At 65.4% G+C, this 25,096-nt stretch carries 25 protein-coding genes; 8 read left to right on the plus strand and 17 right to left on the minus strand.

What is annotated here, in order from left to right; translation table 11 throughout:
• Positions 1–129: 129 nt before the first annotated feature.
• From PL79_RS06035 to PL79_RS36855, 8 genes are all read right to left on the minus strand, one after another.
• Complete coding sequence (locus PL79_RS06035; protein WP_044844002.1) at positions 130–1,611, minus strand: efflux transporter outer membrane subunit; 1,482 nt, start codon at positions 1,609–1,611, stop codon at positions 130–132.
• 7 nt (positions 1,612–1,618) lie between these two features.
• Positions 1,619–3,670, minus strand: a complete 2,052-nt coding sequence (locus tag PL79_RS06040; protein ID WP_044843844.1) for a MacB family efflux pump subunit — start codon at positions 3,668–3,670, stop codon at positions 1,619–1,621.
• Positions 3,671–3,672: 2 nt separating this feature from the next.
• Positions 3,673–4,854, minus strand: coding sequence for a macrolide transporter subunit MacA (gene macA, locus PL79_RS06045; protein ID WP_044843845.1), 1,182 nt, complete (start codon positions 4,852–4,854; stop codon positions 3,673–3,675).
• A gap of 105 nt (positions 4,855–4,959) precedes the next feature.
• Positions 4,960–6,798, minus strand: a complete 1,839-nt coding sequence (locus PL79_RS06050; protein WP_135800978.1) for an ATP-binding cassette domain-containing protein — start codon at positions 6,796–6,798, stop codon at positions 4,960–4,962.
• Positions 6,799–6,808: 10 nt separating this feature from the next.
• Positions 6,809–8,740 (minus strand): asparagine synthase-related protein, encoded by a 1,932-nt coding sequence (locus tag PL79_RS06055; protein WP_044843846.1) that lies wholly within the window; start codon positions 8,738–8,740, stop codon positions 6,809–6,811.
• The gene (locus PL79_RS06060) at positions 8,737–9,201 is read right to left on the minus strand and encodes a lasso peptide biosynthesis B2 protein (RefSeq protein WP_044843847.1); all 465 of its coding nucleotides are present in this window, start codon (positions 9,199–9,201) and stop codon (positions 8,737–8,739) included. Before PL79_RS06060 ends, PL79_RS06055 begins: the two co-directional genes overlap by 4 nt.
• Complete coding sequence (locus PL79_RS06065) at positions 9,191–9,490, minus strand: hypothetical protein (protein WP_124668447.1); 300 nt, start codon at positions 9,488–9,490, stop codon at positions 9,191–9,193. Before PL79_RS06065 ends, PL79_RS06060 begins: the two co-directional genes overlap by 11 nt.
• A gap of 91 nt (positions 9,491–9,581) precedes the next feature.
• Positions 9,582–9,704: a lariocidin family lasso peptide gene (locus PL79_RS36855; RefSeq protein ID WP_260426306.1), complete on the minus strand. Its 123-nt coding sequence runs from the start codon at positions 9,702–9,704 to the stop codon at positions 9,582–9,584.
• A gap of 553 nt (positions 9,705–10,257) precedes the next feature.
• Here PL79_RS36855 and PL79_RS06070 point away from each other — a divergent pair.
• Both PL79_RS06070 and PL79_RS36055 read left to right on the plus strand, forming a co-directional pair.
• Positions 10,258–10,614, plus strand: a complete 357-nt coding sequence (locus PL79_RS06070; RefSeq protein ID WP_135800979.1) for an MFS transporter — start codon at positions 10,258–10,260, stop codon at positions 10,612–10,614.
• A 169-nt stretch (positions 10,615–10,783) separates the two neighbouring features.
• On the plus strand, positions 10,784–11,107 hold the full coding sequence (locus PL79_RS36055; protein WP_193759818.1) for a hypothetical protein: 324 nt from the start codon (positions 10,784–10,786) through the stop codon (positions 11,105–11,107).
• A 27-nt stretch (positions 11,108–11,134) separates the two neighbouring features.
• Here PL79_RS36055 and PL79_RS06080 read toward each other — a convergent pair whose 3' ends face one another.
• The gene (locus PL79_RS06080; protein WP_044843849.1) at positions 11,135–12,295 is read right to left on the minus strand and encodes a DUF4382 domain-containing protein; all 1,161 of its coding nucleotides are present in this window, start codon (positions 12,293–12,295) and stop codon (positions 11,135–11,137) included.
• Between the two features lie 362 nt (positions 12,296–12,657).
• On the opposite strand from PL79_RS06080, the gene PL79_RS06085 reads away from it, so the two are divergent.
• A complete protein-coding gene (locus tag PL79_RS06085) occupies positions 12,658–12,870 on the plus strand; it encodes a hypothetical protein (RefSeq protein ID WP_044843850.1) in 213 nt (70 codons plus the stop codon).
• 60 nt (positions 12,871–12,930) lie between these two features.
• Here the strand turns inward: PL79_RS06085 and PL79_RS06090 are convergent, their stop codons facing one another.
• The 3 genes from PL79_RS06090 to PL79_RS06100 all read right to left on the minus strand — a co-directional run bounded on the left by PL79_RS06090 (position 12,931) and on the right by PL79_RS06100 (position 15,226).
• A complete protein-coding gene (locus PL79_RS06090; protein WP_044843851.1) occupies positions 12,931–13,230 on the minus strand; it encodes a hypothetical protein in 300 nt (99 codons plus the stop codon).
• A gap of 86 nt (positions 13,231–13,316) precedes the next feature.
• Entirely contained in the window at positions 13,317–13,739 is a 423-nt protein-coding gene (locus tag PL79_RS06095; RefSeq protein ID WP_044843852.1) for an NUDIX hydrolase, read from the minus strand.
• Between the two features lie 98 nt (positions 13,740–13,837).
• Positions 13,838–15,226, minus strand: a complete 1,389-nt coding sequence (locus PL79_RS06100) for a uracil-xanthine permease family protein (RefSeq protein ID WP_044843853.1) — start codon at positions 15,224–15,226, stop codon at positions 13,838–13,840.
• Positions 15,227–15,345: 119 nt separating this feature from the next.
• On the opposite strand from PL79_RS06100, the gene PL79_RS06110 reads away from it, so the two are divergent.
• The 3 genes from PL79_RS06110 (at position 15,346) to PL79_RS06120 (ending at position 17,453) form a co-directional block, all read left to right on the plus strand.
• Positions 15,346–15,747, plus strand: coding sequence for an SDR family oxidoreductase (locus tag PL79_RS06110; protein WP_268906919.1), 402 nt, complete (start codon positions 15,346–15,348; stop codon positions 15,745–15,747).
• A gap of 216 nt (positions 15,748–15,963) precedes the next feature.
• Positions 15,964–16,299, plus strand: coding sequence for a putative quinol monooxygenase (locus PL79_RS06115; protein ID WP_044844005.1), 336 nt, complete (start codon positions 15,964–15,966; stop codon positions 16,297–16,299).
• The gene (locus PL79_RS06120; RefSeq protein ID WP_044843854.1) at positions 16,296–17,453 is read left to right on the plus strand and encodes an iron-containing alcohol dehydrogenase; all 1,158 of its coding nucleotides are present in this window, start codon (positions 16,296–16,298) and stop codon (positions 17,451–17,453) included. Before PL79_RS06115 ends, PL79_RS06120 begins: the two co-directional genes overlap by 4 nt.
• A 162-nt stretch (positions 17,454–17,615) precedes the next feature.
• Here PL79_RS06120 and PL79_RS06125 read toward each other — a convergent pair whose 3' ends face one another.
• On the minus strand, positions 17,616–18,524 hold the full coding sequence (locus PL79_RS06125) for a LysR family transcriptional regulator (protein WP_044843855.1): 909 nt from the start codon (positions 18,522–18,524) through the stop codon (positions 17,616–17,618).
• Between the two features lie 184 nt (positions 18,525–18,708).
• Here PL79_RS06125 and PL79_RS06130 point away from each other — a divergent pair, with 184 nt between their 5' ends.
• Positions 18,709–19,293 carry a putative glycolipid-binding domain-containing protein gene (locus PL79_RS06130; RefSeq protein WP_044843856.1) on the plus strand — a complete coding sequence of 195 codons (585 nt, stop codon included), beginning with the start codon at positions 18,709–18,711 and terminating at the stop codon, positions 19,291–19,293.
• A 20-nt stretch (positions 19,294–19,313) separates the two neighbouring features.
• Here the strand turns inward: PL79_RS06130 and PL79_RS06135 are convergent, their stop codons facing one another.
• Positions 19,314–20,306 (minus strand): sulfonate ABC transporter substrate-binding protein, encoded by a 993-nt coding sequence (locus tag PL79_RS06135; RefSeq protein ID WP_044843857.1) that lies wholly within the window; start codon positions 20,304–20,306, stop codon positions 19,314–19,316.
• A gap of 206 nt (positions 20,307–20,512) precedes the next feature.
• Positions 20,513–20,920 (minus strand): DUF427 domain-containing protein, encoded by a 408-nt coding sequence (locus PL79_RS06140; RefSeq protein WP_044843858.1) that lies wholly within the window; start codon positions 20,918–20,920, stop codon positions 20,513–20,515.
• 360 nt (positions 20,921–21,280) lie between these two features.
• Between PL79_RS06140 and PL79_RS06145 the strand changes: the two genes are divergently transcribed.
• Entirely contained in the window at positions 21,281–22,942 is a 1,662-nt protein-coding gene (locus PL79_RS06145) for an ABC transporter substrate-binding protein (protein WP_044843859.1), read from the plus strand.
• A 42-nt stretch (positions 22,943–22,984) separates the two neighbouring features.
• Here PL79_RS06145 and PL79_RS06150 read toward each other — a convergent pair whose 3' ends face one another.
• Positions 22,985–23,932, minus strand: coding sequence for a TauD/TfdA dioxygenase family protein (locus PL79_RS06150; protein ID WP_044843860.1), 948 nt, complete (start codon positions 23,930–23,932; stop codon positions 22,985–22,987).
• 169 nt (positions 23,933–24,101) lie between these two features.
• Complete coding sequence (locus PL79_RS06155) at positions 24,102–25,058, minus strand: TauD/TfdA dioxygenase family protein (protein ID WP_044843861.1); 957 nt, start codon at positions 25,056–25,058, stop codon at positions 24,102–24,104.
• Between the last annotated feature and the right edge of the window lie 38 nt (positions 25,059–25,096).

Consider the following 25,096-nt stretch of genomic DNA (forward strand, 5'->3'; position numbering starts at 1 on the left):
TCCGGACGCCTGTCCAAAACTCCCGCCCATCAGGCGTTTTCTTGCTTTTTCGAAACGGAATCGCGTGCCTGTCACCCGCCGTCTCCCATTTCGCAATCGACAAGTCTGTTCGCGCGCGTTGGAATCAGGTCAGTGATCACTACCGCCCAGCGCCTTGTATAAGTCCATCCGGTTGTTGAGTCGATGCAGGCGGTTCAGCGCGACGGCGCTCTGCGCGTCGCGCAGCCGCTGCTGCTGGTCGAGCCATGGCCGTACGTCGGTCGCGCCGGCCACGAAGCGGACTCGCGCCAGCGCTTCCGCATGCTGTGCCCACTTGAGCGACAGCGTGTGCTGTTCGCCTTCGCGTTCGAGCTGCACACGTGCAGACAATACGTTTTCGACCTCGCCGAGCGCGGTGTGCAACCGCTGGCGGAAAGCGACGACTGCTTCCTCGTACTCCGTCTGCGACACCTTGATCTTCAGTCGCATCGAATTCCATTCGATGAGCGGCAGCGAGAGCCCGAGGCCGAGCATCGCGATCGGATTCGACAGCACGCGCTCGAGGCTCGTGCTCGACGTGCCGAAGGAACTTGTCAGCGTGAACGAGGGATAGAATCTTGTGCAGGCGAAGTCGAGGTTCGCGAGTGATTCGCGCAGCCGGAATTCCGCTTCACGGAGATCCGGGCGTCGACCGAGCAGATCCGCAGGCACGCCCGCAGGCACCGCCGGCAGCGGCCGGTCGGGCAGCGCGGTCAGCTCTGCGGCTTTCGCCTGCGGCGGCCTGTCGAACAGGATCGCAAGCGCGTGACGTTTCACGGTGCGTTGCTGGATCAGATGCGTCTGAGCCGCGCGCTGCGCGGACACGCTCAGCTCGGCCTGTGTAACGTCGAACCCGGACACCGCGCCCGCCGCATGGCGCGCGCGCACCAGCGCAAGCGTGCGCTCCGCATACGTGATGCTTGCGTCGCCGAGCGCGATCTGCTGGTTCAGATAGCCGATCTCCCAGTACAGCGTGGCCGTCGCGCCGATCAACGAGAGCCGCGCCGCGTCGCGATTGGCCTGCGTCGCGTTGGCGCTCCAGCGCGCCGCATCGCGCAGCGCGGCGAGCTTGCCCCAGAGGTCGAGTTCGTAGCTGAGCATGCCGGACAGATTGCTCATGCGCGACGTTCGATGTGAATCGAGCGTGCGCGGCACGCTGTCATTTTCGTCAAAACTGCGCGACATGCCTTCGTTGCCGCCGAGCGAGTGCGACACGCTGCCGGCGCCCTCGTGCGTGACGTTCGGCGTCAGATTGGTCGCGACGAGTCCCGCCTGCAGGCGTGCACGATAGACGCGGATCGTGGCAGCAGCGAGGTCATTGTTGACATCGAGCGCGTCGGCGATCAGCCGGTCGAGCACCGGGTCGCCGAAGCCGCGCCACCAGTCGGCCGGGATCGGCGAGGTAGCAAAGGGCGCGGATGCGCTCGACGCAGCGGAAGCGGGCGCCGTGCCGGCCGCGTCGTACGTGGTCCATTGCGCGGGCAGGTTCACGGCGGGTAGCGGCTGGCGACGCGCGTTTGCGCAGCCGGCGAGCAGCGCGGCTGCGCATGCGAGCGCGAGCACGCTGCGAGGGGCGGTCGGGATGCAGATCATCGCGACCTCAATCGCGCGCGAGCGCATCAATCGGATCGAGCCGCGCCGCGTTGCGCGCGGGCATGAAGCCGAAGACGATGCCGATCAGCGTCGAACACAGGACTGCGGTGACGATCGAGCCGACAGAGAACACCATTTTCCATTGGGTGACAAACAGCGAAAAGATGAAGCTCATGCCGAACGACAGCACGATCCCGATCGCGCCGCCCATCAGGCATACCATCACGGACTCGACGAGGAACTGTTGCATGATATCGCTCTGCCGCGCGCCGACCGCCATCCGGATGCCGATTTCGCGCGTGCGCTCCGTGACCGACACGAGCATGATGTTCACCACTCCGATCCCGCCGACGATGAGCGAGATCACCGCGATCAGCGACAGCAGCAGCGCGATCGACTGGCCGGTCTTCGCGGTCGTCTTGGCTACGCTGTCCAGGTTGTACGTGAAGAAATCCTTGCGCCCGTGGCGCTGAGTCATCAGTTTCACAAGGCTGTTCTCGGCGGCCTTGCTCGGCTGGCCGTCGCGTACGCGTACGGTGATACTGCCGAAATGGGGTTGGCCGAACAGCCGGCCGCTCGCGGTCGTGTACGGTACCCATACGTTCAGGTCCTTCATGTCGCCGAACGCGCTCTTCTTGTCCGCCGTCACGCCGATCACGATGCACGGCAGGTTGTCGACGAGGATCACCTCGCCGAGCGGATTCGGGTTCGCGCCGAACAGCTTGCGGCGCGTGTTCTGGTCGATCACCGCGACCGGTGCCTGACGACGCACGTCATCCATGCTGAAACCGACACCCAGTGTGAAGTTCATTCCGCGCACGTCGAAGAAGCGCTCGCCGACACCGCTCACGAGCGCATTCACGTCGATATTTCGGTACCGCAGCAGCAGGCTGCGCGCCGTTTCGGGCGTCGCGCCGTCGATGTAGTGCTGCTCGGCGAGGGCGGCCACGTCGGCGGCCACGAGCGTCTGGATCGTGCCTGCCTGGCTGTCGCCCCAGTCGCGGCCCGGGTAGATGCCGATCGTGTTGGTACCCATACTGGCGATTTCGTCGAGCATGTAGCGCTTCGCGCCTTCACCGATCGCGGCGATCGACACGACCGACGTGATGCCGATGATTATGCCGAGCATCGTCAGGATCGTTCGCAGCCGGTGCGATACGAGTGCGAGCCAGGCCATCCGGAACGCCTCGGCGAAGCTGCCGGCACTCGCCGACCACTGGCGCGGGCGAAGCGGCGGGGCAACCAGTGCGTCCGCTGAGGCGGCTCGGACGCCGCGATCGGCCGACGCGTTTGCCTGCGCGGTTCGGTCGCCGGCGACGGTGGGCGACGCGTCGGCAGCATGCGCCGGGGTCGGCGCGCCATCCTCGACCGGCGAGTTTGGTCGGTCCGCGACGATCTCGCCGTCGTGGATCTCGATGATGCGGCGCGCGTGCGCGGCGACCTGCTCGTCGTGCGTGACGATGATCACCGTATGGCCGAGCGCATTCAGTTCGCGCAGGATCCGGATGACGTCCTGACCGCTTTTCGAATCGAGTGCGCCCGTCGGCTCGTCGGCAAGGATCACTTCGCCGCCGTTCATCAGTGCGCGTGCGATGCTGACGCGCTGCTGCTGGCCGCCGGACAGCTGGCTCGGCCGGTGGCCGGCGCGTTCCGTAAGCCCGAGGCGAGCAAGCAGGTGCTCGGCGCACGCGCGCCGGGCAGCATGCGCGCTCCCCGCATAGATAGCCGGCATCTCGACGTTTGCCCCCGCATTGAGATACGGCAGCAGGTGGTAACGCTGGAAGATGAAGCCGAAGTGCTCGCGCCGCAATTGAGCGAGCTCGTCCGCGTCGAGGTCGCGCGTCTCGCGGCCGCCGACCCGGTAGCTGCCAGCGCTCGGGTGGTCCAGGCAGCCGAGCATGTTCATCAGCGTCGACTTGCCGGAACCCGACGCGCCGACGATTGCGACGATCTCGCCAGCGTCGATCGACAGATTGACGTCTTTCAGCGCGATCACATCCCGATCGCCGGCCGGAAAGCGCCGTGTGACGTTGGTGAACTGCAGCAGCGGCCGGGTCATCGCTAAATTTCCGAACCGGGAGTGTCGTCTGCCGCTTCGCCAATCACGACGCGCTCGCCGGCCATCAGGCCGTCGCGCACCTCGATCTTCACGTTGTTGTTCAGTCCGGTGAGGACCTGGCGCGTGACAACCTTGTCGTTGGCGCCAATCACGCGCACCGCATAGCGGCCGTCCGGCGCCCGCGCGCCGAGCGCGGCAACGGGAATGCTAAGCGCTTGGCGCGCGGTCTCGAGCACCACGCTGACCTGCGCGGTCATCGAGATGCGCAGCCGATGGCCGGGATTCGGCACCTCGAACAGTGCGTTGTAGAACACCGCAGTATTCGGCTTGGACAAGCCGCCGCCCATACCGGCGAGCGAACTCTGCGTGTCGAGGAAGTTCTGCGGCGCGGGCTCGATTGCTCGCAGCTTGCCGTAGTAGCGCTTGTCGGGGTCGCCGAGGATCGTGAAGTACGCGGTCTGGCCGGGGTGCACGCGGATGACGTCGGCTTCGGACACCTGCGCCTTGACGGTCATCGTGTCGACGTCGGCGAGCTTCAGGATCACGGGCGCCTGCTGCTGCGCGAGTACGGTTTGCCCCTCCTGCGTGACGATCGCGACGACTTCGCCGTCCATCGGCGCGACGATTCGCGTGTAGCCGACGTTGGCCTGCTCGGTCTCGATCTGGATGCGGGCCGCGCGGATCTGTGCGTCGAACGACGCAAGGGTTGCACGCTGCACGTCGAGTGTGGCCTGCGCAGCTTCGTAGTCCTGCCGTGAGGTCGCGTCGTCCGGCAGCATTTGCCGTTGGCGGCGGAATGCGAGCTCGGCCTGAGCGAGCTGCGCGGCCGTCGCGCGTCTTTGCGCGACGAGGTTCTGCTCGCTGATTTTCGCTTGACGCAGCGCGTTCTTCGGGAGCACCGGGTCGATCTCCGCCAGCCATTGCCCCTTCTTGACCTTGTCGCCGAGTTTGACCTTCAGCGACTTGAGCTGGCCGGTCACCTGCGCGCCGACGTCGACCCCCTTGAAGGCCTGCAGCGTGCCCGTCGCGAGCACCGCACTCTCGAGATCGCCGCGCTCGACCTTCGCGCTCAGGTATTGCGGACGCTTGTCCGGCGCGAGCCAGCGCCACGCGAACGCAATGAGCAAGACAGTGACGGCGAGGCCGGTAGCCACGTAGCACCCGCGTTGGGGGGATTTCTTCATGAGAGCAATGTGCTTCGGGGGTGTACGAGCGGCCGTCTGTAATGAAATGGAAATGGACTGGTTGAAATGCAGAAAGCTTCGGAGTTTCTGGGTTCCGGGGCGAATTCAGCGCGGGCGTCGTCGATCGAATCCCTTCGAGTTCCTCCCCACCAGCACATCGGACCGCCGTATTGCGGCAGGACCATCCGGAACGCTGTCGTGATAGAACATGGCTTGACTATGAAACATCCGCGCGTACTTCCCGTTTCGGGCGATGAGTTCGTCGTGAGACCCCTCCTCAACGAGATGGCCCTTGTCGAGCACGACGATGCGATCGACGAATCGCGTCAACGCGAGACGGTGGCTAACGATGACGGTCGTCCGTTGCTCGGCCAGTTCGAGAATGAGTCGCATGATGTCCGCTTCGGACTCTGGATCGAGTGCTGAAGTGGGTTCGTCGAAGACGAGCAGGTCGGCTTCGTCGGCATGTGCCATCGCACGCGCGATGGCTAGCCTCTGCCACTGCCCCCCTGAAATATCGGTTCCGCCCGCCGTCTCCGTGGTCAGAGGGGTGTCCGGGCGGCGGCCCAGGAACTCGAGGCCGACCGCCTTCAGGTATTCGTCGGCTTGCTGCATGTCGTGCTCGACGAGGTTCTCGCGCACGTCGAGCGGAAAGCGCGCAAAGTCCTGAAACACACCGACCACACGCGGAGGATGATGGGCCGTCGACCACGCCAACACACCTGTCGTCGGCTCGTAGAGCCCGCACAGCAATTTGAGCAGGGTCGTCTTGCCGGCGCCATTTTCGCCGACGATCGCGATGACCTCTTGATCGCGAATCTCCAGACCGATCTGATCAAGCGCGGCATGTTCGGCGTCGCGGTACCGCAGACCCACGTTGCGCAGCGTCACGCAGGGTGCGGCCGCCGACGTTTCGCGCACCGGCGGCGGCCGGCGGGCAGGGTCGACCGCCTGCTTCTGCTGCGCAGCGTGAAGGGCGATCAGCTTGCGGAACGGGCGCACGGCATAGGAAACGCGCAACAGATCGCCGAAGTTGTAGACGATCGCGGCTAACCCGTCTTTCAACTGAACGAGCGCGCCGAGCAGGAACGCGAGCTGGGCGATGCTGAACTTGCCGAGCTGAAATCCGTCGATGACGGCATAGAGCGGCAGTCCGAGGCAGACACTTGCCGCCAGCGACGTCGCGGCGAGCTTGAGCGCGTTGCGCGTGCGTACTCGCTTGATGGTCTCGAGATAGTTGTCGTAGAGACCCTGCCACTTGGCCAGCAGACGCCCCTGCATGCGGTAGATGCGCAAGTCCTTGGCGAATTCGGGCTGCGTCAGAACCCGCTCGAGAAGGCGCAGATCGTTGAACGTTGCCGCATGATGCTCCTGGACATTCCAGCTCTCGCGTTCGGCCCGCGCCCGGAACAGGAGGGGCGGCACCATGCCAGCCAACACGAGGAAGGGAATCCACCATGCCGTTTGCCCCGTCAGGAGCAGGATCGGAATGATCATCACGGTTCCAATGCAGACTGCATAAAGATGCAGCACAAGGTCACCCACCTGGTCGCTCGCGCCGGCCGCGAGAATCGCCGTTTCGCGCAGATCGGCATCCTCGTGTATGCCGAGGTTCGGGAACGTCGCGACGATCGAGTTCACATCTCGCTTCAGCAGCATGCGCGCCGAATCTCCAAGCGAGTCGACGATGAAGCTCGATATCGCGTTCAATCCATCGTGAAAGCCGCCGAGTATGAAGTAGGCGATGACGAGCGCCATGACAGCGGCTGCGGCCGCATTGGACGTCAGGCGCTCGATGAGCTGCGCGTTGATGTAGAGCAGCACGCTCGGTATGACGCCGACGACGAGGTTCGACATGATGGCGAGGCTCAGCGCCCGCGGCGCCGCTCGCCACAGCAGCAATAGCGTCTCGCCGAGATTGTGCAGGATTTCCCAGACTTTCATGGCGGCTGGCTCAGCCCGCAAGGGCACGTAGTGGACGGAATTTCAAATGCTTGACGACAGTAGCCCGCGCTCCGGAGAATCTTACGAGCCAGGCTTCAAGATCGGTCACGCCGCGAATATAGTGGTACTGAGTGCCGAGCTGTGCGTTAGGGTCTTCCGTCGCGACAATATAGGCCGTCAGGTGGCGGCGGAAACAAGCCTGATCGACGAGTCCCCAGTCATTCAGAATCATGGGGCGATCGGTCAGGCGCAGCAGCGCCCCCGCGCTATTGCGAAACATTCGCCGTGCCATCAGCGCATAGCTCGTCTTGCTCTTTTTCTCCGTCGCGAAATCCGGCAGCGCTCCGCGATAGGCGTTTCGCGCCAGCATTTTCGACGTCGCGTAGGGATTCGCGCGATTCAGGCGTCTATAGTCGTGGTGAAGATGCGGCGGACACGCGAGTGCGAACGAGATCATCCGCGGGTCGAGGAACGGATGGGAGTGGGTGCAGTAGACATTCAAGGTGTCGAAGTAAGTCGCCCGCGGAAACAGCATTGCCCTGATGTAGTCGTGGCCCAGGTATCGCGTCCGCGAATGCCTCGCGTGCCCCTTTCCGGCGCGCGCATGGCGCCGCGCTCCCGCGAGCAGGCACTTTCCGAGATAGTCGGGCAATATCGCGCGCCCTTCGGTCGATTCCTTCTCAAGCCACTCGCGTCGCCCCAGGCGTGGCGACAGCGAGGTCAGCATCTTGTGAAAGTAGGCTCGCGAGAAGGCTCGAATGCCGAGGTTTTCCGTCACGTAGTCGTGGAGTGCTTCGATCCCGTCATGCTCGCGAATGGAATCGAGAATCCAGGGATGCGTCGACTCGCCAAGAATGACGTCTCCCCCTTCGCCCGTCATGACGAGCGAAACATCGTGATCCTGGAACACGCGTGCGCAGGCTTCCTTGGCGAGCGGATTGGCGGCTGCGTCGGGCCCGTCGACATAGGCGCAGGCATCGTCCAGCGCCGGAAGACGCAAAAAATCGTCGGCGTAGATGATCCGATGAGGAACGTCGCAGTGCCGAACGAGCGCCTCGACGAGCTTGTCATCCTGGCTCATCGCGAGATCCGCATCCCTGAAGCCCATGTTGGCGCAGAAGGGCGCGCTGCGCCCGTGCACCGAGAGGGTCGCCCCGAGGACGGTATTGGAGTCAACGCCGCCGCTCAGCATGATCCCGCCCGCGCCGGCTTCGATGCGGTCGAGCACGCAGGCGTCGAGGCGAGCCCGAAACACCTGCTCGAAGTCCTCCCGACGGGAGATCGCGCTGTCAAGCCGGAAAGCGACATCGTCGCGCGCCTGCGTCAGCTCGAACGTCTGGCCTGTTCTGTCGATGCTCAGAACGCCACTCGCCGGCATCTTCAGTACCTCTGCGAAGAATGTCGCTTCGCCGGCCAATTCGTTTTCGCCGACCATGACGGATTGCGTCAGGAACTCGATGCAAGACTCGCGCCTGATTTTCAGCGGCACGAGGCGGCATAGCAAGAGCAGCCGCAGATCGTTGCTCGCTACCCATTGCCCGTTTTTGCCGCGCCAGTAGTAAATCGGGTGCGTCGCATAATGGTCGGTCATCAGGATCACGCGTTCGGGCCGGATCGACGCGTAGCTGAACTCGCCGAGCACGACGTTTTTCGATGGATCGAGCGCAAGCGCGTCCTGGCGGAACGACGAATGGAGCGTGCCGCTGTGCAGGTCGCGCAACCAACCGCTATACGCGGTGTCGCCGGCCGATGCGTCGATCCGTCGGGGGCTCCGGCATTCGGCTTCGCACAGGCGTATATCCATCTCGATCAGAGTCGCCCAGCCGTGAGCCATCCGCTTCGCGCTGTCGACCTGAACATCGCCCAAGGCATCGAAGAGGTCGTCGATGTAGGCGTCGACGTCCACCGTTGTGCCGTTCATCACTATCGTCCAGAGTTTCATAGCGAGGCAACCCATCCCGTGACAGCCGTTTCAGGATTCATGCGCGTCAGCGCCCGATATTCGTTCAAATCCATGCGCCCTGGATTGACGATTTCCGGCACGGATCCCGTGCGACACAATTCGATCCACGCGTGTCCGACGACCTTCTCATCCTGCCTTTTGACGCCGATCACCAGGTCGCTTGGAATGCCATGCAGAAATGCCAGGGCCTGCACGACGATGCTGGCCGAATAGCACGACGCGCCACCCATTTCGAGCAGGTCGGCCTGGTAAATGGAATCGCAGACTTCCTGAAGATAAGGTTGGTCGATACGGCCGACCGCGCCCGCGTACCTGCCTCTAACCGCGCCGGGAAAGATCGACTTGAAAATACCGAGATAGGCGTCGCTGACCGGCCGACCAAGCAACATGGCTCGCACGAGGCTATGGGTGAGAAAGATGTACGCGCCGTCATTTTTCATAAAGGGCGCCCAGATCGATTAATGTGGTGACTCCATCTAAAATCAATTTCTTATCGGTGGTCGTTAGTGCTCGGCTACCTGCAATCTCATTAATAAAATCCTCCGCGCGTAGCCCCGTGTGCAATCTCCGAGAGATCGTCAAAATATCGACTGCTACCCCTGACAGACCGAAATAACTATTCTTTGTCTCGCTATAGAAGATCGTCTCACCATCAAGTAAAACGCATTCGAGCGAATAGTTCGGATAAAGCAATTTCGCGTCTTGTTCTGTCGAGTGCTTGTGTGACATGCATGCCCACCATGAGAGCATTCGCGAGGCACGCGCCCAGCCGATACTTGGGCGCGTGCCTCGTATCATCGTGTGACTCAGCGCGCTACTGTTACATACCTTTCACGCCGCGCCCGTAGAGTCCATCGCCTGGAATAGATTTCTTGGACAGAATGACGGCAAGAAACGAGCCATAGGCGACGACTTTGGTGGGTTGAATCGAGACAGCATTCATTTCACTCTCCTTCAGTAAGGAAGCATTTGCGAAAACAACTGTTCTTGATGTTGCACTTCAGGTGTTGCGGTTGAAATGCAATCGTAAGTATATAGATGGGATCGGGAAAGTAAACAATTTATTTCGGTGTGCTATATTTGAGATAATTCGTCGCGAGATATGTCACTATTTTTCTGGAGATGGATGGAGATAATAGGCATGGGGAATGAATCTATTGCCGTTCCAACGTCAGTCGCCGCGACGCAAGATTAATGATTGCAGGTCGAACGACCAAACCTGGCTTCATTTTTCGATCACCGTGGTGTCGTCAAGTCGATCGATCAAGCGTAGATCGTGCGTCGCGTATCTGTCGCATAGTCGACGCAAATCGGGCGGCAGCGCGTTGGAGAGTTCGCGATTTAGTGCGCATGCCGGGAATGTAGCTCTCGCCGCGTTTGTCGATGCCTTGCCGGCGCGCAGCTCGCCCAACGTGGTTGCGCGATGCGGGCGGGCAGCTATCGCCGGAGGCTGTCGGTGGGTTTGACGTCGCGGATTTCGCGGCGGGTCGACCGGAATGACGACGGACCTCGTCGCGTTGCTTGGGATTGCCTTCGGTTTACGTTTTCGGGCTTGGACGATCATTGGCCATCAGCTGGCCGCACCTGCACAGGTTGGCATCGCGACTGCCTCAGTTCGAGCGCTGCGAACGATGGGTGGATTGATCGGTGTTGCGGTGACCGGCGGGCTAATCTCGTTGACTCATCGGGCGGCCGCGTCAAGCGGTGCGCCGACGCTGGATGGAAGCGGCGGTTTGGCGAATGCGATTCGCTTTGGACACGCCGCGGTGTATATGTCCTCGGCGGCCACATTGCTGATCAGCTCGCGGGTCTCCACGGTATCGTTCAATGTGGCCAATCGTGGATCACGGTAGTCGCGTGCGCGGCATGTCTGCCGCTGAGGGAATGCCCATGACGTTGTCGCATTGGTCAGCCCGCCCGCCACGCATCTGTGCGAAGCGGCAAGCGCTTCTCGGCATGCAGCGAGTGATGCGGGTCGCAGTTGAACTGGCGCGAAGCATGGGTAGGAGGAGACTCGCAACGATGGAAGTCAAACCCTGGCGAGGCTTCCCGCCCGACAGTTGTAGTCGGCTGCCTTCCGCCATTCCGCCGCCATGCCCGTCATGCAGCGACCATGAAAAAGGCCCGCAAAATACGCGGGCCTCGTGCAATCAGCAATTGCCTTTCTTCGCCTGTCCGGGCGGGCAGAACCCGTTCCCCGGCCCGCCCTGCGGTGCCACGACGACCGGCGGACCCGGCACGTATGCGACGCACCCGCTGAGCGCGCCGACCACGCTCGCCGCGGCGAGCAATGCGATAACCCCTTTCTTCACTTCGTTCTCCCGTTTATCGAGGAAAGGGCCGTGAGGCCCTTTCGATGATGCTGCCGATGCGTCAGAAGCTGAAATTGACGTTCGACTGGCTGGTCGTCGCGTTGACGTTCGTCGATTGCGTTGCGCCCGACGCTGCGTCCGCTTCGATCGTGTATTGTGCCGCGGCGGTCGGCGATGCGGCCAGCGCGACCGGCAGCGAGCCCGAGTACGTGCCGACGATCGGCGCGGCCGTGGGCACGTTGAGCGCATACGTACCCGTATCCAGGTTCGCGGTGATCGACGTGATCTCGTACGCGTTCGCATCGACGGTCTGCAACGCGCGCACGAACGCGTTGGCGCTTGCCGTCACCGTGCCGCCGACCGTGCTCATCGTCGATGCCGGCAGCGTGATCGGGGCAGTCGACGCCGACACGGCCGTGGTCGTGTTCACCACGACCGGGACCGAGCGGACGATGCCGGACGCGAAGTTGTTCTGCACGATCACGACGTCGTAGTTGCCTTGCGTCGAGCTCTGGATCAGCGGCGACAGCACGAATTTCCCGGTGTTGTCGGCAACCGTGCCGCGGACCACCTTGCCGCCTTGTTCCGCATACACGGTCGCGCCGGCTTCGGCCGAGGCGACATAGCCGGAGATCGCGCCGCTCACGACGGTCGGGATCGCGGTGACGACCGGCTTCAGCGCATACGTGCCGTTGCCGCGCTGGACGATCGACTTGCACGCGTTGAAGTCGAGCACGAGATCGACGAGCGTGTTCGGCTGGACCGTGAAAGGCTGGATGATCTTGTAACCGCTTTGCGTCGCGCTCGGCGTGGCGAGCGCCTGTTCCGTGCCGCCCGTCGGGACGACCGAGTTCGCGAGGGTGTTGCCCTGGTTCGGCGCGAGAACGAGGCGGATCTGCTGATACTGGCCGGCCGGCAAGGCGGTCTGGCCGATATCGGCGAGCACGCCGTTGGTCAGCGACAGCAGGTCGATCTTCTGCGGTGTCGCCAGCGTGATGGTCGACCAGCCGGCGTCGTTATCGGAAGCATTCCCATTCGCATTGACGCGGACCTGAGAAACGGTCACGAATACGTGATCGAAGCCGCATGACGGTGCATCGGTCATCGCGACATGCAGCGTGCCGGTTTGCGGGCTGCCGCCATCGTCGCCGCCGCCGCATCCTGCGAGTGCGAACGGCACCGCCGCCGCGCATAGTGCGGCCTTCCAGAATGTGTTGTTCATTGTTTTGTCCCCTTTCGAGGTTATTGTGCGTGCAACGAAGCATAGCCGCGGGGAACGCCCACAGTATGAGCAGCTTTGAAACGAACCGTAATTCCTGCGTCGGAGCGTAAGAACCGCTGCCCGTCGATCGATATTCGCGACGCAATGGCAGGCAATAAGGCTCACAGCGAAGGAATCCTGTCCGGATCGATCGAGCAGGGCATGAGTCGCCGGGACACGGCATGTTCGCGATCGGCAAAAACTTGATCGGTGAAAGCACTAAATCCGCCCTGATTATTTCGCCGCTATAGTCGAATCACGAATGGTAGATGCGAGCGCCATGCGCCGCCGCCATTCAGGCAAAGACTGTAGACGGGTGCTGTATGAAAAACACAATCGAAAAGACCACCGGACCGGTGTGGGGTGTGGCGGCAGGCGTGTTTCTGGCTGCCGCAGGACTGAGTCTCGGCATCTTCCCGAAATCGCTGAACAGCACGGGAACCGCAAACGACTTCCTGGCGTCCGGCGTCGCGATGCTCGGTATCTTCCTCGCCGTCTATTCCACACACGAACTACGACGAAAGCGCCTGCACTGAGCGCCGGCACGCGCGCACACCGCAAAACGCCGCAAAGACGATACCGGGTCGATCGACGGCTCAGGAATGCGCGCGTCCTTTTGCCTGACCTGGATCGATCAGCAGATCGTCGACGAGGATTTCGCCGGCCGCACGGCCTGCGCGCAACGCATTGCGGGTGTTGCCGAACAGGCGGCCGCCGTCGTCGGCGAGGCGAATCGGTCCGAGCAGGCGCGGCGCGCTGCCGGCCGAGCGCACCTGCACGACCGCGACGAACCCGAACCGCAGCTGGGCGGGCGGCGCGTGGTCGCGCGATTCGTCGAGCCGGAATTCGCAGCGGATATCGATTGTGTATCCGCGGTAGGTGTACGCACTGTTCATCTGCAGCTCGCTCGGAAGGGAACGCGGTGATGGACCGTGGGCGCATCATATCGGCTCGCGCGAGCCGGCGGGGGTGGGGTGTCTACCTACTCGAGGATTTCGTGCTCGTAGACGAGCTCGACGATGCGCTTCGTCGGGATGCTCGCGCGCAGTTCGTCGACGTTGTCGATGCGAAACCACTTGCACTTCTCGATCTCGTTGCTCGCCTGGGCCGTGTGCTCCGGGCCGACTTCGGCGAAGAACACGTGATGCACCTTCGCGAGCCCGGTGAACTGCATCGAGTAGACGAGTGCCTGGCCCGTCAGGCCGGTTTCTTCATCGAGCTCCCGATGCGCGGCTTCGAGCGGCGTCTCGCCGCGCTTGATCGTGCCGCCGGGCAGCGCCCAGCGCGACGATGCGCGCGCAACGAGCAGGACCTGCTGGTCGCGGTAGCAGACGACGGTCGCGCGTTCCTTGACGGGGACCGCACTGGCTTCCGGCGCATTCGTGGAGACGGGGGCTTGAGGCATGAACCGATTCTAGCGAGAGTCGGGCGCCCGGCCAAGCCGGGCTCGTCGAGCGCGACGCGGCCTGTCGGCCGGGCCGCGTCGTCATGGAGTCCGTAGCGTTACTTCTGTTCCGGCAAGAACCAGTTCATCACGAGCGCGCAGATGCCACCCGTCGCGACACCCGACTCCAGCACGTTCTTCAGTGCATGCGGCAGGCTGTTCAGGATGTCCGGCACTTGCGACACGCCGAGGCCGAGCGCGAGCGACACCGCGATGATCAGCAGCGCGCGGCGATCGAGCTGGATGCCGGACAGGATGTTGATGCCCGACGCGGCCACCGCGCCGAACATCACCATTGCCGCACCGCCGAGCACGGGCTCCGGCACGGCCTGCAGCGCGCCCGCGACGACCGGGAACAGGCCGAGCACCACGAGCATGCCCGCGATCCAGATGCCGACGTAGCGGCTCGCGACGCCGGTGATCTGGATCACGCCGTTGTTCTGCGCGAACACGGAGCTCGGGAACGTGTTGAACATGCCGGCCAGCAGCGAGTTCGCGCCGTTCACGAGCACGCCGCCCTTGATCCGCTGCATCCACACCGGCCCTTCGACCGGCTCCTTCGAGATCTTGCTGGTGGCGGTGACGTCGCCGATCGCTTCGAGCGACGTGACGAGGTAGATGATCAGCATCGGCACGAACAGCGACCACGAGAAGCCGATACCGAAGTGCAGCGGCGTCGGGACCTGGAACAGCGCGGCCTGGTGCACGCCGGTGAAGTCGAGGCGGCCGAGCACGGCGGCCGCGACATAGCCGATCACGAGCGCGATCACGAGTGCGGTGCTGCGCACCCACACGATCGGCACGCGGTTCAGCAGGATGATGGTGCCGAGCACGAGGCACGACAGCGTCAGGTTCTGGGCGCTCGCGAACGTGCCGTTGGCCATCGCGCCGTAGCCGCCGCCCATGCTGATGAGGCCGACCTTGATCAGCGTGAGGCCGATCAGCAGCACGACGATGCCGGTGACGAGCGGCGTGATCAGGCGCTTCACGAACGGCAGGATGCGCGACACGCCCATCTCGACGAACGACCCGGCGATCACGACGCCGAAGATCGCGGCCATCACGGTCTCGACCGGCGTGCCTTGCTTGACCATCACGCTGCCGCCGGCGATCAGCGGGCCGACGAAGTTGAAGCTGGTGCCCTGTACGATCAGCAGGCCGGCGCCGAGCGGGCCGAAGCGCTTGCACTGCACGAAGGTCGCGATGCCGGAAATCACCAGCGACATCGACACGATAAGGGTCGTATCGCGACTCGATACGCCGAGCGCCTGGCAAATCAGCAGGCCGGGCGTGACGATCGGCACGATGATCGCCAGCAGGTGCTGCAGCGCGGCGACGAAGGCGACCATCGGCGCGGGCCGGTCGTCGGGACCGTAGACGAGATCGTGCGACAGGTCTGCATCGTCGGCGCCGTGGGCGGCGGATCGGGCGTGGGAAGCGGGTTGCATGGCGAGCGGGCCGGACAAGGTGGAAAGTGCGGCATTTTAGCCGAAGGGCCCACCGGCGCCGCCCGGGGGCGATGCAATAGCCGGAATTCGGAATTCTGCTCGCCGCGCTGCAGGAGCGTATTGCCGGGCCGGTCCATGCGATCCGCGCCGCGTTGCCGCTGATGCCCGCGACCGGCTCGATCGTGCTCACCGGCGGACAGCTGGCGGACCGTCCGTCCGGGCAAGGCACGTCGGTCATCGCGGCCGCCGTGCGCGGCGTCGAAGCACTGGCGCAGTCGCTTGCGCTGGAGCTCAAGCCGATTCGCGTGAACGTCGTCGCGCCCGGTTTCGTCGACACGCCGCTGTACGATGCATTCGGCCCGGAAGCGCGCGACGCGATGCTCGGCCAGGCCGCGTCGACGCTGCCCGGCGGACGCGTCGGTCGCGCCGACGAAGTCGGCGAAGCGATCGCGTTCCTGCTGGGCAACGGCTTCGTGAATGCCGAAATCCTGCATGTCGACGGGGGCGGCCGGCTGGTGTGACGCGCGGGCATTCGACGGTCCCGCCGTGAACCTTTCGCGCGAAGCGTGCCGTCGCATGCATGGCGCGTGCGCGGCGCAAGCGGCACCGATTCAATACAATGCGACGACGAGGCGTCGGCACCGTGTCGGGCCGCCGACTGCCACCTTCGACGAGCGACCGCGCATGGTCGAATGACGACCCGTCTTGACGGGCCGCTGGCGAATACGGAGCGCAGCATGAACGAACCTTACCTGCAGGTCATCGCCCATTTCTTCGCGAAACCCGGCAACGGCGAGCGCGTGATCGAACTGCTCGCGGAACTCGCCCAGGCCACGCGTGCCGAGCCGAAGAACCTCGACTATGCGTACTTCCGGTCGCCGGTCGATCCCGACCACATCGTGATCCTCGAGCGTTACCGGGATGCCGACGGCCTCGACGTGCATCGGGAAACGCCGCATTTCCAGCGGATCGCTGTCGGCGCGATCATTCCGTTGCTCGATCGCCGCGACGTGACGCGCTACATGGTGCAGCCGGACAGCGGCACGGCGACGCCACCGGGAGGCACCCGATGAACCCGTTTCAATTCCGTACCGTGCCGACGCAGATCGTCGAATTCGGCGCCGCGCGCCGGCTCGGCGCGCTGTTGCGCGAACGCTTTCCGGCGCTTGCGCGGCTGTGCGTCGTCACCGACGCGTTCCTGCATCGCAGCGGCGTGCTCGCGCCCGCGCTGGAGAGCCTCGCCGCGCACGGCTGGCAGGTGACCGTGATCGACGACGTGATCGCCGATCCACCCGAGCACGTCGTGCTCGAGGCGACCGCGCGGGCGGAGGCGGCCGATGCCGAGATCGTGCTCGGCCTCGGCGGCGGTTCGTCGATGGACGTCGCGAAGCTGATCGCGGTGCTCGCGCCGGGGCGGCAGGCGCTGGCCGACATGTATGGCGTCGACAAGGTTGCCACGTCCCGGCTGCCGCTCGTGCAGATGCCGACCACGGCCGGCACCGGCTCCGAAGTGACGGCCGTGTCGATCGTCACGGTCGGCGAGGCGCGCAAGATGGGCGTCGTGTCGCCGCAGCTGTTCGCGGACGTCGCGATCCTCGACGCCGAGCTGACGCTCGGGCTGCCGCGCGCGGCAACCGCCGCGACGGGCATCGACGCGATGGTGCACGCGATCGAAGCCTATACGTCGTCGCGGCTGAAGAATCCGGTGTCCGACATGCTGGCCGTGCACGCATTGACGCTGCTGTCCCGCAACCTGCTGAAGGCCTGCGACGACGGCAACGATCGCCGCGCGCGCGAAGCGATGCTGGTCGGCGCGATGTTCGCCGGCCAGGCGTTCGCGAACGCGCCGGTCGCGGCCGTGCATGCGCTGGCCTATCCGGTCGGCGGCATGTTCCACGTGCCGCACGGGCTGTCGAACGCGCTCGTGCTGCCGCACGTGCTGCGCTTCAATGCGCCGGCTGCCGCGCCGCTGTATGCGGAACTCGCGGCGATCGTCGCGCCGTCGGCCGCGGGGAGCGACGAAGCGAGGACGCAGGCGCTGATCGACGAGATCGATCGCCTGATCGTCGCGACGGGCATTCCGCGCACGCTGCGCGAGGTCGGCATCGGCGAGGGCGACCTGCCGAGGATGGCGTCGGATGCGATGCTGCAGACGCGCCTGCTCGTGAACAATCCGCGCGAGGTGACGGAAGCCGACGCGCTGGCGATCTATCGGCAGGCGTGGTGATGCGGCGCGTGACTGAGTGGCGGCTGCACGGGCAACGACGCGACGGCGCCGGCAAACGCGTGGCCGCATGGAATCGAGTCGGATCGAATCGACGGACGGGTTTCGAGGCGAGGCTTCGGTTATCCGGAAAGCAGACGGTACCACTCGGGCGGGTGTGCGCGCTCAGGGTTTGCTTCTGTCCAAAAGCGCCGGAATCTCCTTCTTCAGCAGATCGACGACGACCCGCACGCGCGGCGGCAGCGGCCGTTGCGCCTGGACCAGCGCGTTGAGCGCGAATGCGGGAATCGTGTATTGCGGCAGGATCTCGACGAGCCTGCCGTGCGCGAGCGCATGGGCGCAGGCCGGCGCCTGCACGACGCCGATGCCGCCGCCGGCCAGGATCGTGTCGAACATCGGGCGCCAGTGGCTCGTCGTCATCACCGTCTGGATCCGCGCGTATTCGAGCGTCTTGTCTTCACTCCGCAGCGGCAACTGCTCGTTCGCGAAGATGCCCTTGACGCGGATGAACGGGTGGTTCGCCAGATCGGCCTTCGTTTCGATCGGGCCGTAGCGGTCGAGATAGGCGGGCGCGGCCACGAGCGCGCGGTCGACCTGGCCGAGCGGATGCGCGACGAATCCGCCGTCGTCGAGCTGGCCGAGGCGGATCGAGATGTCGACGCCTTCCGTGACCGGATCGACGATGTTGTCGTTCAGCACCAGGTCGATGTGCAGTTGCGGATACGCGGTGCGGATATGCATCAGCGCCTGCGGAATCACGACCTCGCCGAAGCATTGCGGCGCGGCGAGCCGGATCGTGCCGCCGAGCGTGTTTTCCGTTTTCGATACCGATGCGATCGACGCTTCGGCCGCTTCGAGCAGCGCCTTGCTGTGTTCGTAGAAAATGCGGCCTTCGTCGGTGCACGTGAGCGTACGTGCACTGCGCATCAGCAGACGTGTGCCGAGACGTTTTTCGAGCTTTTCGATGCGCTCGCTGACGGCCGGTTGGCCCATGTCCAGATCCCGTGCCGCGCCCGACATCGTGCCGCGCTCGACGACCCTCACGTAGATGCGCATCGTCGCCAGCAAATCCATGAAATCACGCCCCTTGTCCGGTTCGGGTGATGCCGAGCGGTGATGGTACCAAAGCAGGACCGGTACCGAAGGTGCGCGACGAGCCGATACTCGGTATCGGTACGAAGGCACGCGCCAGACAAAGGCCGTGAGATCATCGACGCCGTGAGCGAAAATCCGGCTCATGCGATCGACGGGAGCCGACATGACGCAACGGGACGAAGCGGCGCGCACGCGCTGCGTCGCATGGCAGATCGCGCAGACCTGGCAGGCGGCCGAATGGTGCCGGCTCGCCGAGGCGCGTGCGGGCATCGACCTGTCGGGCGCGGTGGCGGGCGCGATCGACGGCACGCCGTTTCGCATCGACTATGCGATCGTGTGCGGCACCGACTGGCTGACGCGCTCGGTGCGCGTGACATACTGGCTCGGCGCAGCGCCGCCCGGGCAACTCGCGATCGAATGCGACGCGGGGCACTGGACGATCGACGGCGGCGCAGCGCCGGCCCTCGCGGGCGCGACCGACATCGATCTCGGCTTCAGTCCGTCGACCAATACGCTGCCGATCCGGCGTCTCGGGCTGGCGGTCGGCGCATCGGCCGTCATTCATACCGCGTGGCTGCGTTTTCCGTCGTTCGAGATCGTGCGCGGCGAGCAGCGTTATGCGCGCACGGCGGAGCACGTGTACCGCTACGAGAGCGGCGCGTATGCGGCCGATATCGCGGTCGACGACGCGGGTCTCGTCACCGATTACGACGAATGGCGGCGGATCGGCGCGACGCGTTCGCCGTAACGCGTCGCGGCAGCGGTGCGTCAGCGCGCGTTGGCGACCGTCACCTTGCCGGGAATCAGCTTCAGCGTGCTGAACGCGTCGGCGATGCCCTGCTGGTACGCCAGCGTCGCATCGGAGACGGGCTGCACGCCGTAGCCGGCACGCTTGAGCGCGACTTCGAGCGTCGGCGCATCGAGGCTGACGAGCGGCGACAGTTGCGCGGCGACTTCCGGCACATGGTCGCGCCCCCAGCGATCGACCGCGTCGACTTCCTCGAGCAGCGTGCGCAGCACCTGCGGCTGCGCGGTCGCATACTTGCGCGCGGCGAGGTAGTACTGCGTGTTGCGCACGAGCCCGTCGCCGTCCGCGACCACGCGTGCGCCGAGCTGCCGTTCGGCCGCGGCCAGGTACGGATCCCAGATCACCCACGCGTCGACGTTGCGCTGCACGAACGCGGCGCGCGCGTCGGCGGGCGTCAGGTAGATCGGCTGGATGTCGGCATACGTGAGGCCCGCATGCTCCAGCGCCTTCACGAGCAGGTAGTGGACGTTCGAACCCTTGTTGAACGCGACCTTCTTGCCGCGCAGCTGCGCGACGGTGCGGATCGGCGAATCGGGCAGCACGACGATCGCCTCGCCGTGCGGCGCGGGCGGTTCGTTGCCGATATAGACGAAATCGACGCCCGCGGCCTGCGCGAAGATCGGCGGCGTTTCGCCGACCGTGCCGACGTCGATCGCGCCGGCGTTCAGCCCCTCGAGCAATTGCGGACCGGCCGGGAATTCGAGCCACTGGACCGCCACGCCCTGGCTTGCGAGCCGCTTCTCGAGCGTGCCGCGCGCCTTGAGTATGACGAAGTTGCCGTATTTCTGGAAACCGATGCGCAGCCGCTTGTCGCTGCCCTGGGCCAGTGCAGGCATGCCCGCGAGCGGGCCGAGCGCGAGCCCGGCCAGTCCGGCGGCCGCGCCGTGCAGCCACTGGCGGCGGCGCGGGTTTGCCGGGGTCGTTTCAAGATCTGCGTGCGGTAGGTCGTTCATCGAGGCGTCCTGCTGGCGGGTTCACGGGTCGCGCGGGCTGTCAGCGCGCTCGGCACGGGACGCAGCCGGATGCGGGCGATGCGCGCAGCCGGCCGGCCCGCGCCGGATGCACGACGATACGGCCGCGCGGGCCAGCGGCCAACCAACGAATCCGCATATGCAAATCAGCGGGCGGACAATACGTGACCGCCGGCGCGCCGCCGCGCTCAATCGGTACCGAGCGGGCTTTCCTCGATCGCGTCGACGCGATCCGGATAGAACGCGAGGTGCGCGCGGATCGCTTCGACGGCCGGGTTCGGATGCTCGTACGTCCACACCGCGTTGGTCGAGCGTTCGCCGCCGGCGGGAATCGAGTAGTACGCGCAATCGCCCTTGTACGGGCAGTACGTCGCATGGTCGGTGCGTTGCAGCAGCGCCATGTCGGCATCCTCGCGCGGAACGTACAGCACGGCCGGATAGCTGGCTTCGCGCAGCGCCAGCGCACGGCGCGTATCGGCGACGATCTTGCCGGCCACCTTGACCACGACGCGCGACGGGTGCGGTTCGATCGTGATCGGATGATCGGGGCCCGGCGACTTCACGGGACGAGAGGGCGTAGCGGGGTTGAGCGACATCGTGGGTCCTCCGGGAAGGGGCGGCGCGCCGGCAGGCACGCCGCGCCGGAACGCGTGCGCCGGGCGTATCCCCGCGCACCGCTGCCGGCGTTGACCAACCGATACGATGCGCCCATTCCGGAGAACCTGCAGGGGGCCGGAAGGACGGATCGCGAACGGCGTCGATGCACGACGTGGGGCGGGCCGCTGCAGCGGCATTCGCACGCATGTCCGCGGTGCTCGCGCGGACGTTTCCATGCGGCGGCAGCGGGATGCATCCGCGGCGATAAGCAACGCGGAATTAATTGGTAAGCGATCGGCGGGCGGCGCGCGAAGATCGGCGGTCGTCATTCGCATGACAGTCCTTCCCTGACCGCCACCATGAAGATTCCATTCGTTTCATCGGCCGCGCATCGTGCGCGGCAGACCTCCGTTGCCGTTGCAGTGCTGCGCGGCGTGGCCGCATCGCTGCTGCTCGCCGGCACGGTCACGCACGCGTTCGCGGCGCCGGCCGGCAAGACGCTCGTGTACTGCACCGAAGGCAGCCCGGCCGGCTTCGATCCGGGCCAGCACACGACCAGCACCGATTTCGACGCGAGCACGTACACGGTCTACAACGGGCTCGTGCAGTTCAAGCGCGGCACGCTCGATCTCGTGCCGTCGCTCGCGACGAGCTGGGACGTGTCGTCCGACCAGCGCGTCTACACGTTCCACCTGCGGCGCGGCGTGAAGTTCCAGACGACCGCGTGGTTCACGCCGACGCGTCCGTTCCAGGCGGACGACGTCGTGTTCACGTTCCGCCGGATGCTCGATCCCGACGATCCGTTCCGCAAGGCCTACCCGGTCAGTTTCCCGTACTTCAGCGACCTCGGGTTCGACCGCAACATCGAGCGCATCGAAAAGCTCGACGACGATACGGTGCGCTTCGTGCTGAAGCAGCCCGACGTCGTGTTCGTGCGCAATCTCGCGATGGCGTTCGCGTCGATCCTGTCGGCCGAATATGCGTCGCAGTTGACGGCGCGCCATCGCGAAGCCGACATCAACCAGCTCCCGGTCGGCACCGGGCCGTTCCAGCTGCGCGCGTACCAGAAGGACGCCGTGATCCGCTACGACGCGAATCCCGACTACTGGAAGCCGGACGACGTGAAGCTCGCGCATCTCGTGTTCGCGATCACGCCCGATCCGGCCGCACGCCTGCAGAAGCTCACGGCCGGCGAGTGCCAGGTGTCGGTGTTCCCGCGGCCGGCCGATCTCGAGACGGTGCGGCGCGATCCGAAGCTGACGCTGTTTTCGGGGACGGGCTTCAACGTCGGCTTCGTCGCGTACAACACGCAGCATCCGCCGCTCGATCGCGTCGACGTGCGGCGCGCGCTCGACATCGCGATCGACAAGACGGCGATCATCAAGACCGTGTTCAACGGCGACGCGACGATCGCGACGAACCCGATGCCGCCCGCGCAATGGTCGTACAACCCGCGCCTGAAGGATGCGCCGCGCGATCCGACCGCGGCGAAGGCGCTGCTCGCGCAGGCGGGATTCCCGAACGGCTTCGACCTGACGCTGTGGGCGATGCCGGTGCAGCGCCCCTACAACCCGAACGCGCAGCTGATGGCGCAACTGATCCAGCAGGACTGGGCGAAGATCGGCGTGCGCGCGAAGATCGTCAGCTACGAGTGGGGCGAATACAATCGCCGCGCGAAACGCGACGGGCAGCACGACGCGATCCTGTACGGCTGGTCGGGCGACAACGGCGACCCCGACAACTGGCTCGGCACGCTGCTCGGCTGCGAGGCGGTGCACGGCAGCAATCTCGCGAAGTGGTGCAACGCGGATTTCGAGCGGCTCGTCAGCGCGGCGCGCACGAACTCGGACGTCGCGAAACGCACGTCGCTCTACGAGCAGGCACAGGTCGTCTTCAAGGATCAGGTGCCGTTCACGCCGATCGCGACGTCGATCGTGTCGCTGCCGATCTCGAAGCGCGTGCACGGGCTGACGTTCTCGCCGCTCGGCGGGCACCGGTTCGACGGCGTGTGGCTGGATTGAGGCAGGAAGCCGGCGCGGATGCGCCGGCTGTCGACACAGCGGTCAGTTCAGCGCGACCGCGGCCGCTGCCTCGACCGGCGAGCCCTCGAGCGCGACGGACGCCCGGCCGTCGGGGCCGACCGGCACGTCGCCGATGAGCGTCGTGCGGTAGAGCTGGCGATCGAAGTCGAGATCGAAGATGTCGACCGGCGCGAGATGCGCGGTCGCGCGGTTGTCCCAGAACGCGATGCTGCGCGGCTCCCACTTGAAGCGGATCGTGAATTCCGGCCGCGTCACGTGTTCCCACAGCAGTTCGAGCAGGGCCTGGCTCTCGCGCGGCGTCAGCCCGACGATCGACTTCAGGAAACTCGGGCTCACGTACAGTGCGCGTTCGCCGGTCTCCGGATGCACGCGCACCAGCGGATGCTCGGTCACGAGCGGGCGGCGCTCGACGGCTTCGTCGAATGCGCCGGTCGCGCGCGCACCGGGCGGCGGCGTGAAGCGATGGATGCCGCGCAAGCCGTCGACGAAGTCGCGCAGCGGTGCGGACAGCGTTTCATAGGCGCGCACGAGGTTGGTCCAGTGCGTGTCGCCGCCGTACGGCGGAATCGTCACGCCGCGCAGGATCGACGCCCACGGCGGATTGACGGCGGCCGTCACGTCGGTGTGCCAGCCCGTCCACGGCCGGCGTACCGGCTCGCCTTCGAAGCGCGTCGCCTTGCGATGCTTCGCGATCGAATAGACGGCCGGATGACCGTCGACGTGGCCGAACACCGGGTGGCCGACGGTCGGCTCGCCGAACTGCGCGGAGAACGCGACGTGCTGCTCGTGCGTGAGGAACTGCTCGCGGAAGAAGATCACGCGCCATTTCAGCAGCGCGGCGCGAATCGCGGCGATCTGCGGCGTGGTCAACGGCTGGGTGAGGTCGATGCCGCGGATCTCGGCGCCGATGTGGGCGGACAGCGGGATCACGTCGACCGGCTCGGCGGCGGGTACGGGTAGGGCGCTCATGCGACGCTCCTGGAGGAAGTGAACGGGGCGAACGGACGGCGACATCGTTGCGCATGCAAGCGTCGGCCCGGTGGCGGGAAGGTCATGGTCGGATCCTCCGGTCGGGAAGGCGGGAAGGCAGGGTGGCGCCGGCACGGTGGCGACCGAAGCCGCCACCGTGCGGCGAACGTCATTGCAGCGTCGCGCCCGGCCCCTTCAGCACGACGCTGCGGCGGCCGTCGATACCGACCGGCACGTCGCCGTGCACGGTCGCGCGACGCACGACGCGGCGCGCATCGCCGTAGTCGTTGATCGCGTAGTGCTGCGTCGCGCGGTTGTCCCAGATCGCGACGTCGCCTTGCTGCCAGTTCCAGCGCACGGTGTTCTCGAGGCGCGTCACGTGTTCGTGCAGCACCTGCAGCAGATGGGCGGAATCCTGCGACGACAGCCCCTTGATCTTCTGCACGAAGTGTCCGAGCACGAGCGTGCGCTCGCCGGTCTCCGGATGCACGCGCACGACCGGATGTTCGGTTTCGTAGACGGTCGACGTGAACACTTCGCGGTAGCGCTTCAGTTGCGTGTCGTCGGCATGCACGTGCGTCGACGCGTAGTCGTACGCGTTCGTGTGCACCGCCCACAGCGTGTCGGCGAGCGCGCGCAGCGACTCGGGAAGATGCGTGTATGCGGCCGCCGTGTTGGCCCACACGGTGTCGCCGCCGAACGGCGGAATCACGACCGCGCGCAGGATCGACACCTTCGGGTACGCATCGACGAACGTCACGTCGGTGTGCCACGAATTGGCGCGCGCGCCGTGCGCGGAATCGAGTTCGAGCAGGTGCGCGCTGCCGTCGACGGAGGGCACGGTCGGGTGGGCGACCGTCTCGCCGAAGCGGCGCGCGAAGGCTTCCTGCGCGGTGTCGTCGAGATGGCCCTGGTTGCGGAAGAACAGCACCTTGTGGCGCAGCAGCGCGGCCTGGATCGCGTCGAACGTCGCATCGTCGAGCGTGCCGGACAGCCGGACACCGGCGATTTCGGCGCCGATCCGGCCGGCGACCTGGCGAAGCTGAAGCGGGACGGCGGCCGTGCGCGGCGCGGCGGCGTGCGAAGCATGCGATGACGGGTGAGCGGCGTGCTGGACTTCGGACATCGGGAGTCTCCTGGGTCGGGTCGATCGAGTCTCCATTC

It is taken from the genome of Burkholderia sp. USMB20 (genome assembly GCF_000949135.2).
In the GTDB taxonomy this organism is placed as follows: Bacteria; Pseudomonadota; Gammaproteobacteria; order Burkholderiales; family Burkholderiaceae; genus Burkholderia.

Bases quoted from the DNA above. Each gene is read 5' to 3' on its own strand.
- PL79_RS06085 (WP_044843850.1), top strand. From the start codon at position 12,658: ATGAAAAACACAATCGAAAAGACCACCGGACCGGTGTGGGGTGTGGCG.
- PL79_RS06040 (WP_044843844.1), bottom strand. From the start codon at position 3,670: ATGACCCGGCCGCTGCTGCAGTTCACCAACGTCACACGGCGCTTTCCG.
- PL79_RS06070 (WP_135800979.1), top strand. From the start codon at position 10,258: ATGACGACGGACCTCGTCGCGTTGCTTGGGATTGCCTTCGGTTTACGT.
- PL79_RS06140 (WP_044843858.1), bottom strand. From the start codon at position 20,920: ATGTCGCTCAACCCCGCTACGCCCTCTCGTCCCGTGAAGTCGCCGGGC.
- PL79_RS06080 (WP_044843849.1), bottom strand. From the start codon at position 12,295: ATGAACAACACATTCTGGAAGGCCGCACTATGCGCGGCGGCGGTGCCG.
- PL79_RS06100 (WP_044843853.1), bottom strand. From the start codon at position 15,226: ATGCAACCCGCTTCCCACGCCCGATCCGCCGCCCACGGCGCCGACGAT.
- PL79_RS06125 (WP_044843855.1), bottom strand. From the start codon at position 18,524: ATGGATTTGCTGGCGACGATGCGCATCTACGTGAGGGTCGTCGAGCGC.
- PL79_RS36855 (WP_260426306.1), bottom strand. From the start codon at position 9,704: ATGAATGCTGTCTCGATTCAACCCACCAAAGTCGTCGCCTATGGCTCG.
- PL79_RS06115 (WP_044844005.1), top strand. From the start codon at position 15,964: ATGAACGAACCTTACCTGCAGGTCATCGCCCATTTCTTCGCGAAACCC.
- PL79_RS36055 (WP_193759818.1), top strand. From the start codon at position 10,784: ATGGAAGTCAAACCCTGGCGAGGCTTCCCGCCCGACAGTTGTAGTCGG.
- PL79_RS06090 (WP_044843851.1), bottom strand. From the start codon at position 13,230: ATGAACAGTGCGTACACCTACCGCGGATACACAATCGATATCCGCTGC.
- PL79_RS06130 (WP_044843856.1), top strand. From the start codon at position 18,709: ATGACGCAACGGGACGAAGCGGCGCGCACGCGCTGCGTCGCATGGCAG.
- PL79_RS06150 (WP_044843860.1), bottom strand. From the start codon at position 23,932: ATGAGCGCCCTACCCGTACCCGCCGCCGAGCCGGTCGACGTGATCCCG.
- PL79_RS06135 (WP_044843857.1), bottom strand. From the start codon at position 20,306: ATGAACGACCTACCGCACGCAGATCTTGAAACGACCCCGGCAAACCCG.
- PL79_RS06035 (WP_044844002.1), bottom strand. From the start codon at position 1,611: ATGATCTGCATCCCGACCGCCCCTCGCAGCGTGCTCGCGCTCGCATGC.
- PL79_RS06155 (WP_044843861.1), bottom strand. From the start codon at position 25,058: ATGTCCGAAGTCCAGCACGCCGCTCACCCGTCATCGCATGCTTCGCAC.
- PL79_RS06095 (WP_044843852.1), bottom strand. From the start codon at position 13,739: ATGCCTCAAGCCCCCGTCTCCACGAATGCGCCGGAAGCCAGTGCGGTC.
- PL79_RS06065 (WP_124668447.1), bottom strand. From the start codon at position 9,490: ATGTCACACAAGCACTCGACAGAACAAGACGCGAAATTGCTTTATCCG.
- PL79_RS06145 (WP_044843859.1), top strand. From the start codon at position 21,281: ATGAAGATTCCATTCGTTTCATCGGCCGCGCATCGTGCGCGGCAGACC.
- PL79_RS06120 (WP_044843854.1), top strand. From the start codon at position 16,296: ATGAACCCGTTTCAATTCCGTACCGTGCCGACGCAGATCGTCGAATTC.
- macA (WP_044843845.1), bottom strand. From the start codon at position 4,854: ATGAAGAAATCCCCCCAACGCGGGTGCTACGTGGCTACCGGCCTCGCC.
- PL79_RS06050 (WP_135800978.1), bottom strand. From the start codon at position 6,798: ATGAAAGTCTGGGAAATCCTGCACAATCTCGGCGAGACGCTATTGCTG.
- PL79_RS06055 (WP_044843846.1), bottom strand. From the start codon at position 8,740: ATGAAACTCTGGACGATAGTGATGAACGGCACAACGGTGGACGTCGAC.
- PL79_RS06060 (WP_044843847.1), bottom strand. From the start codon at position 9,201: ATGAAAAATGACGGCGCGTACATCTTTCTCACCCATAGCCTCGTGCGA.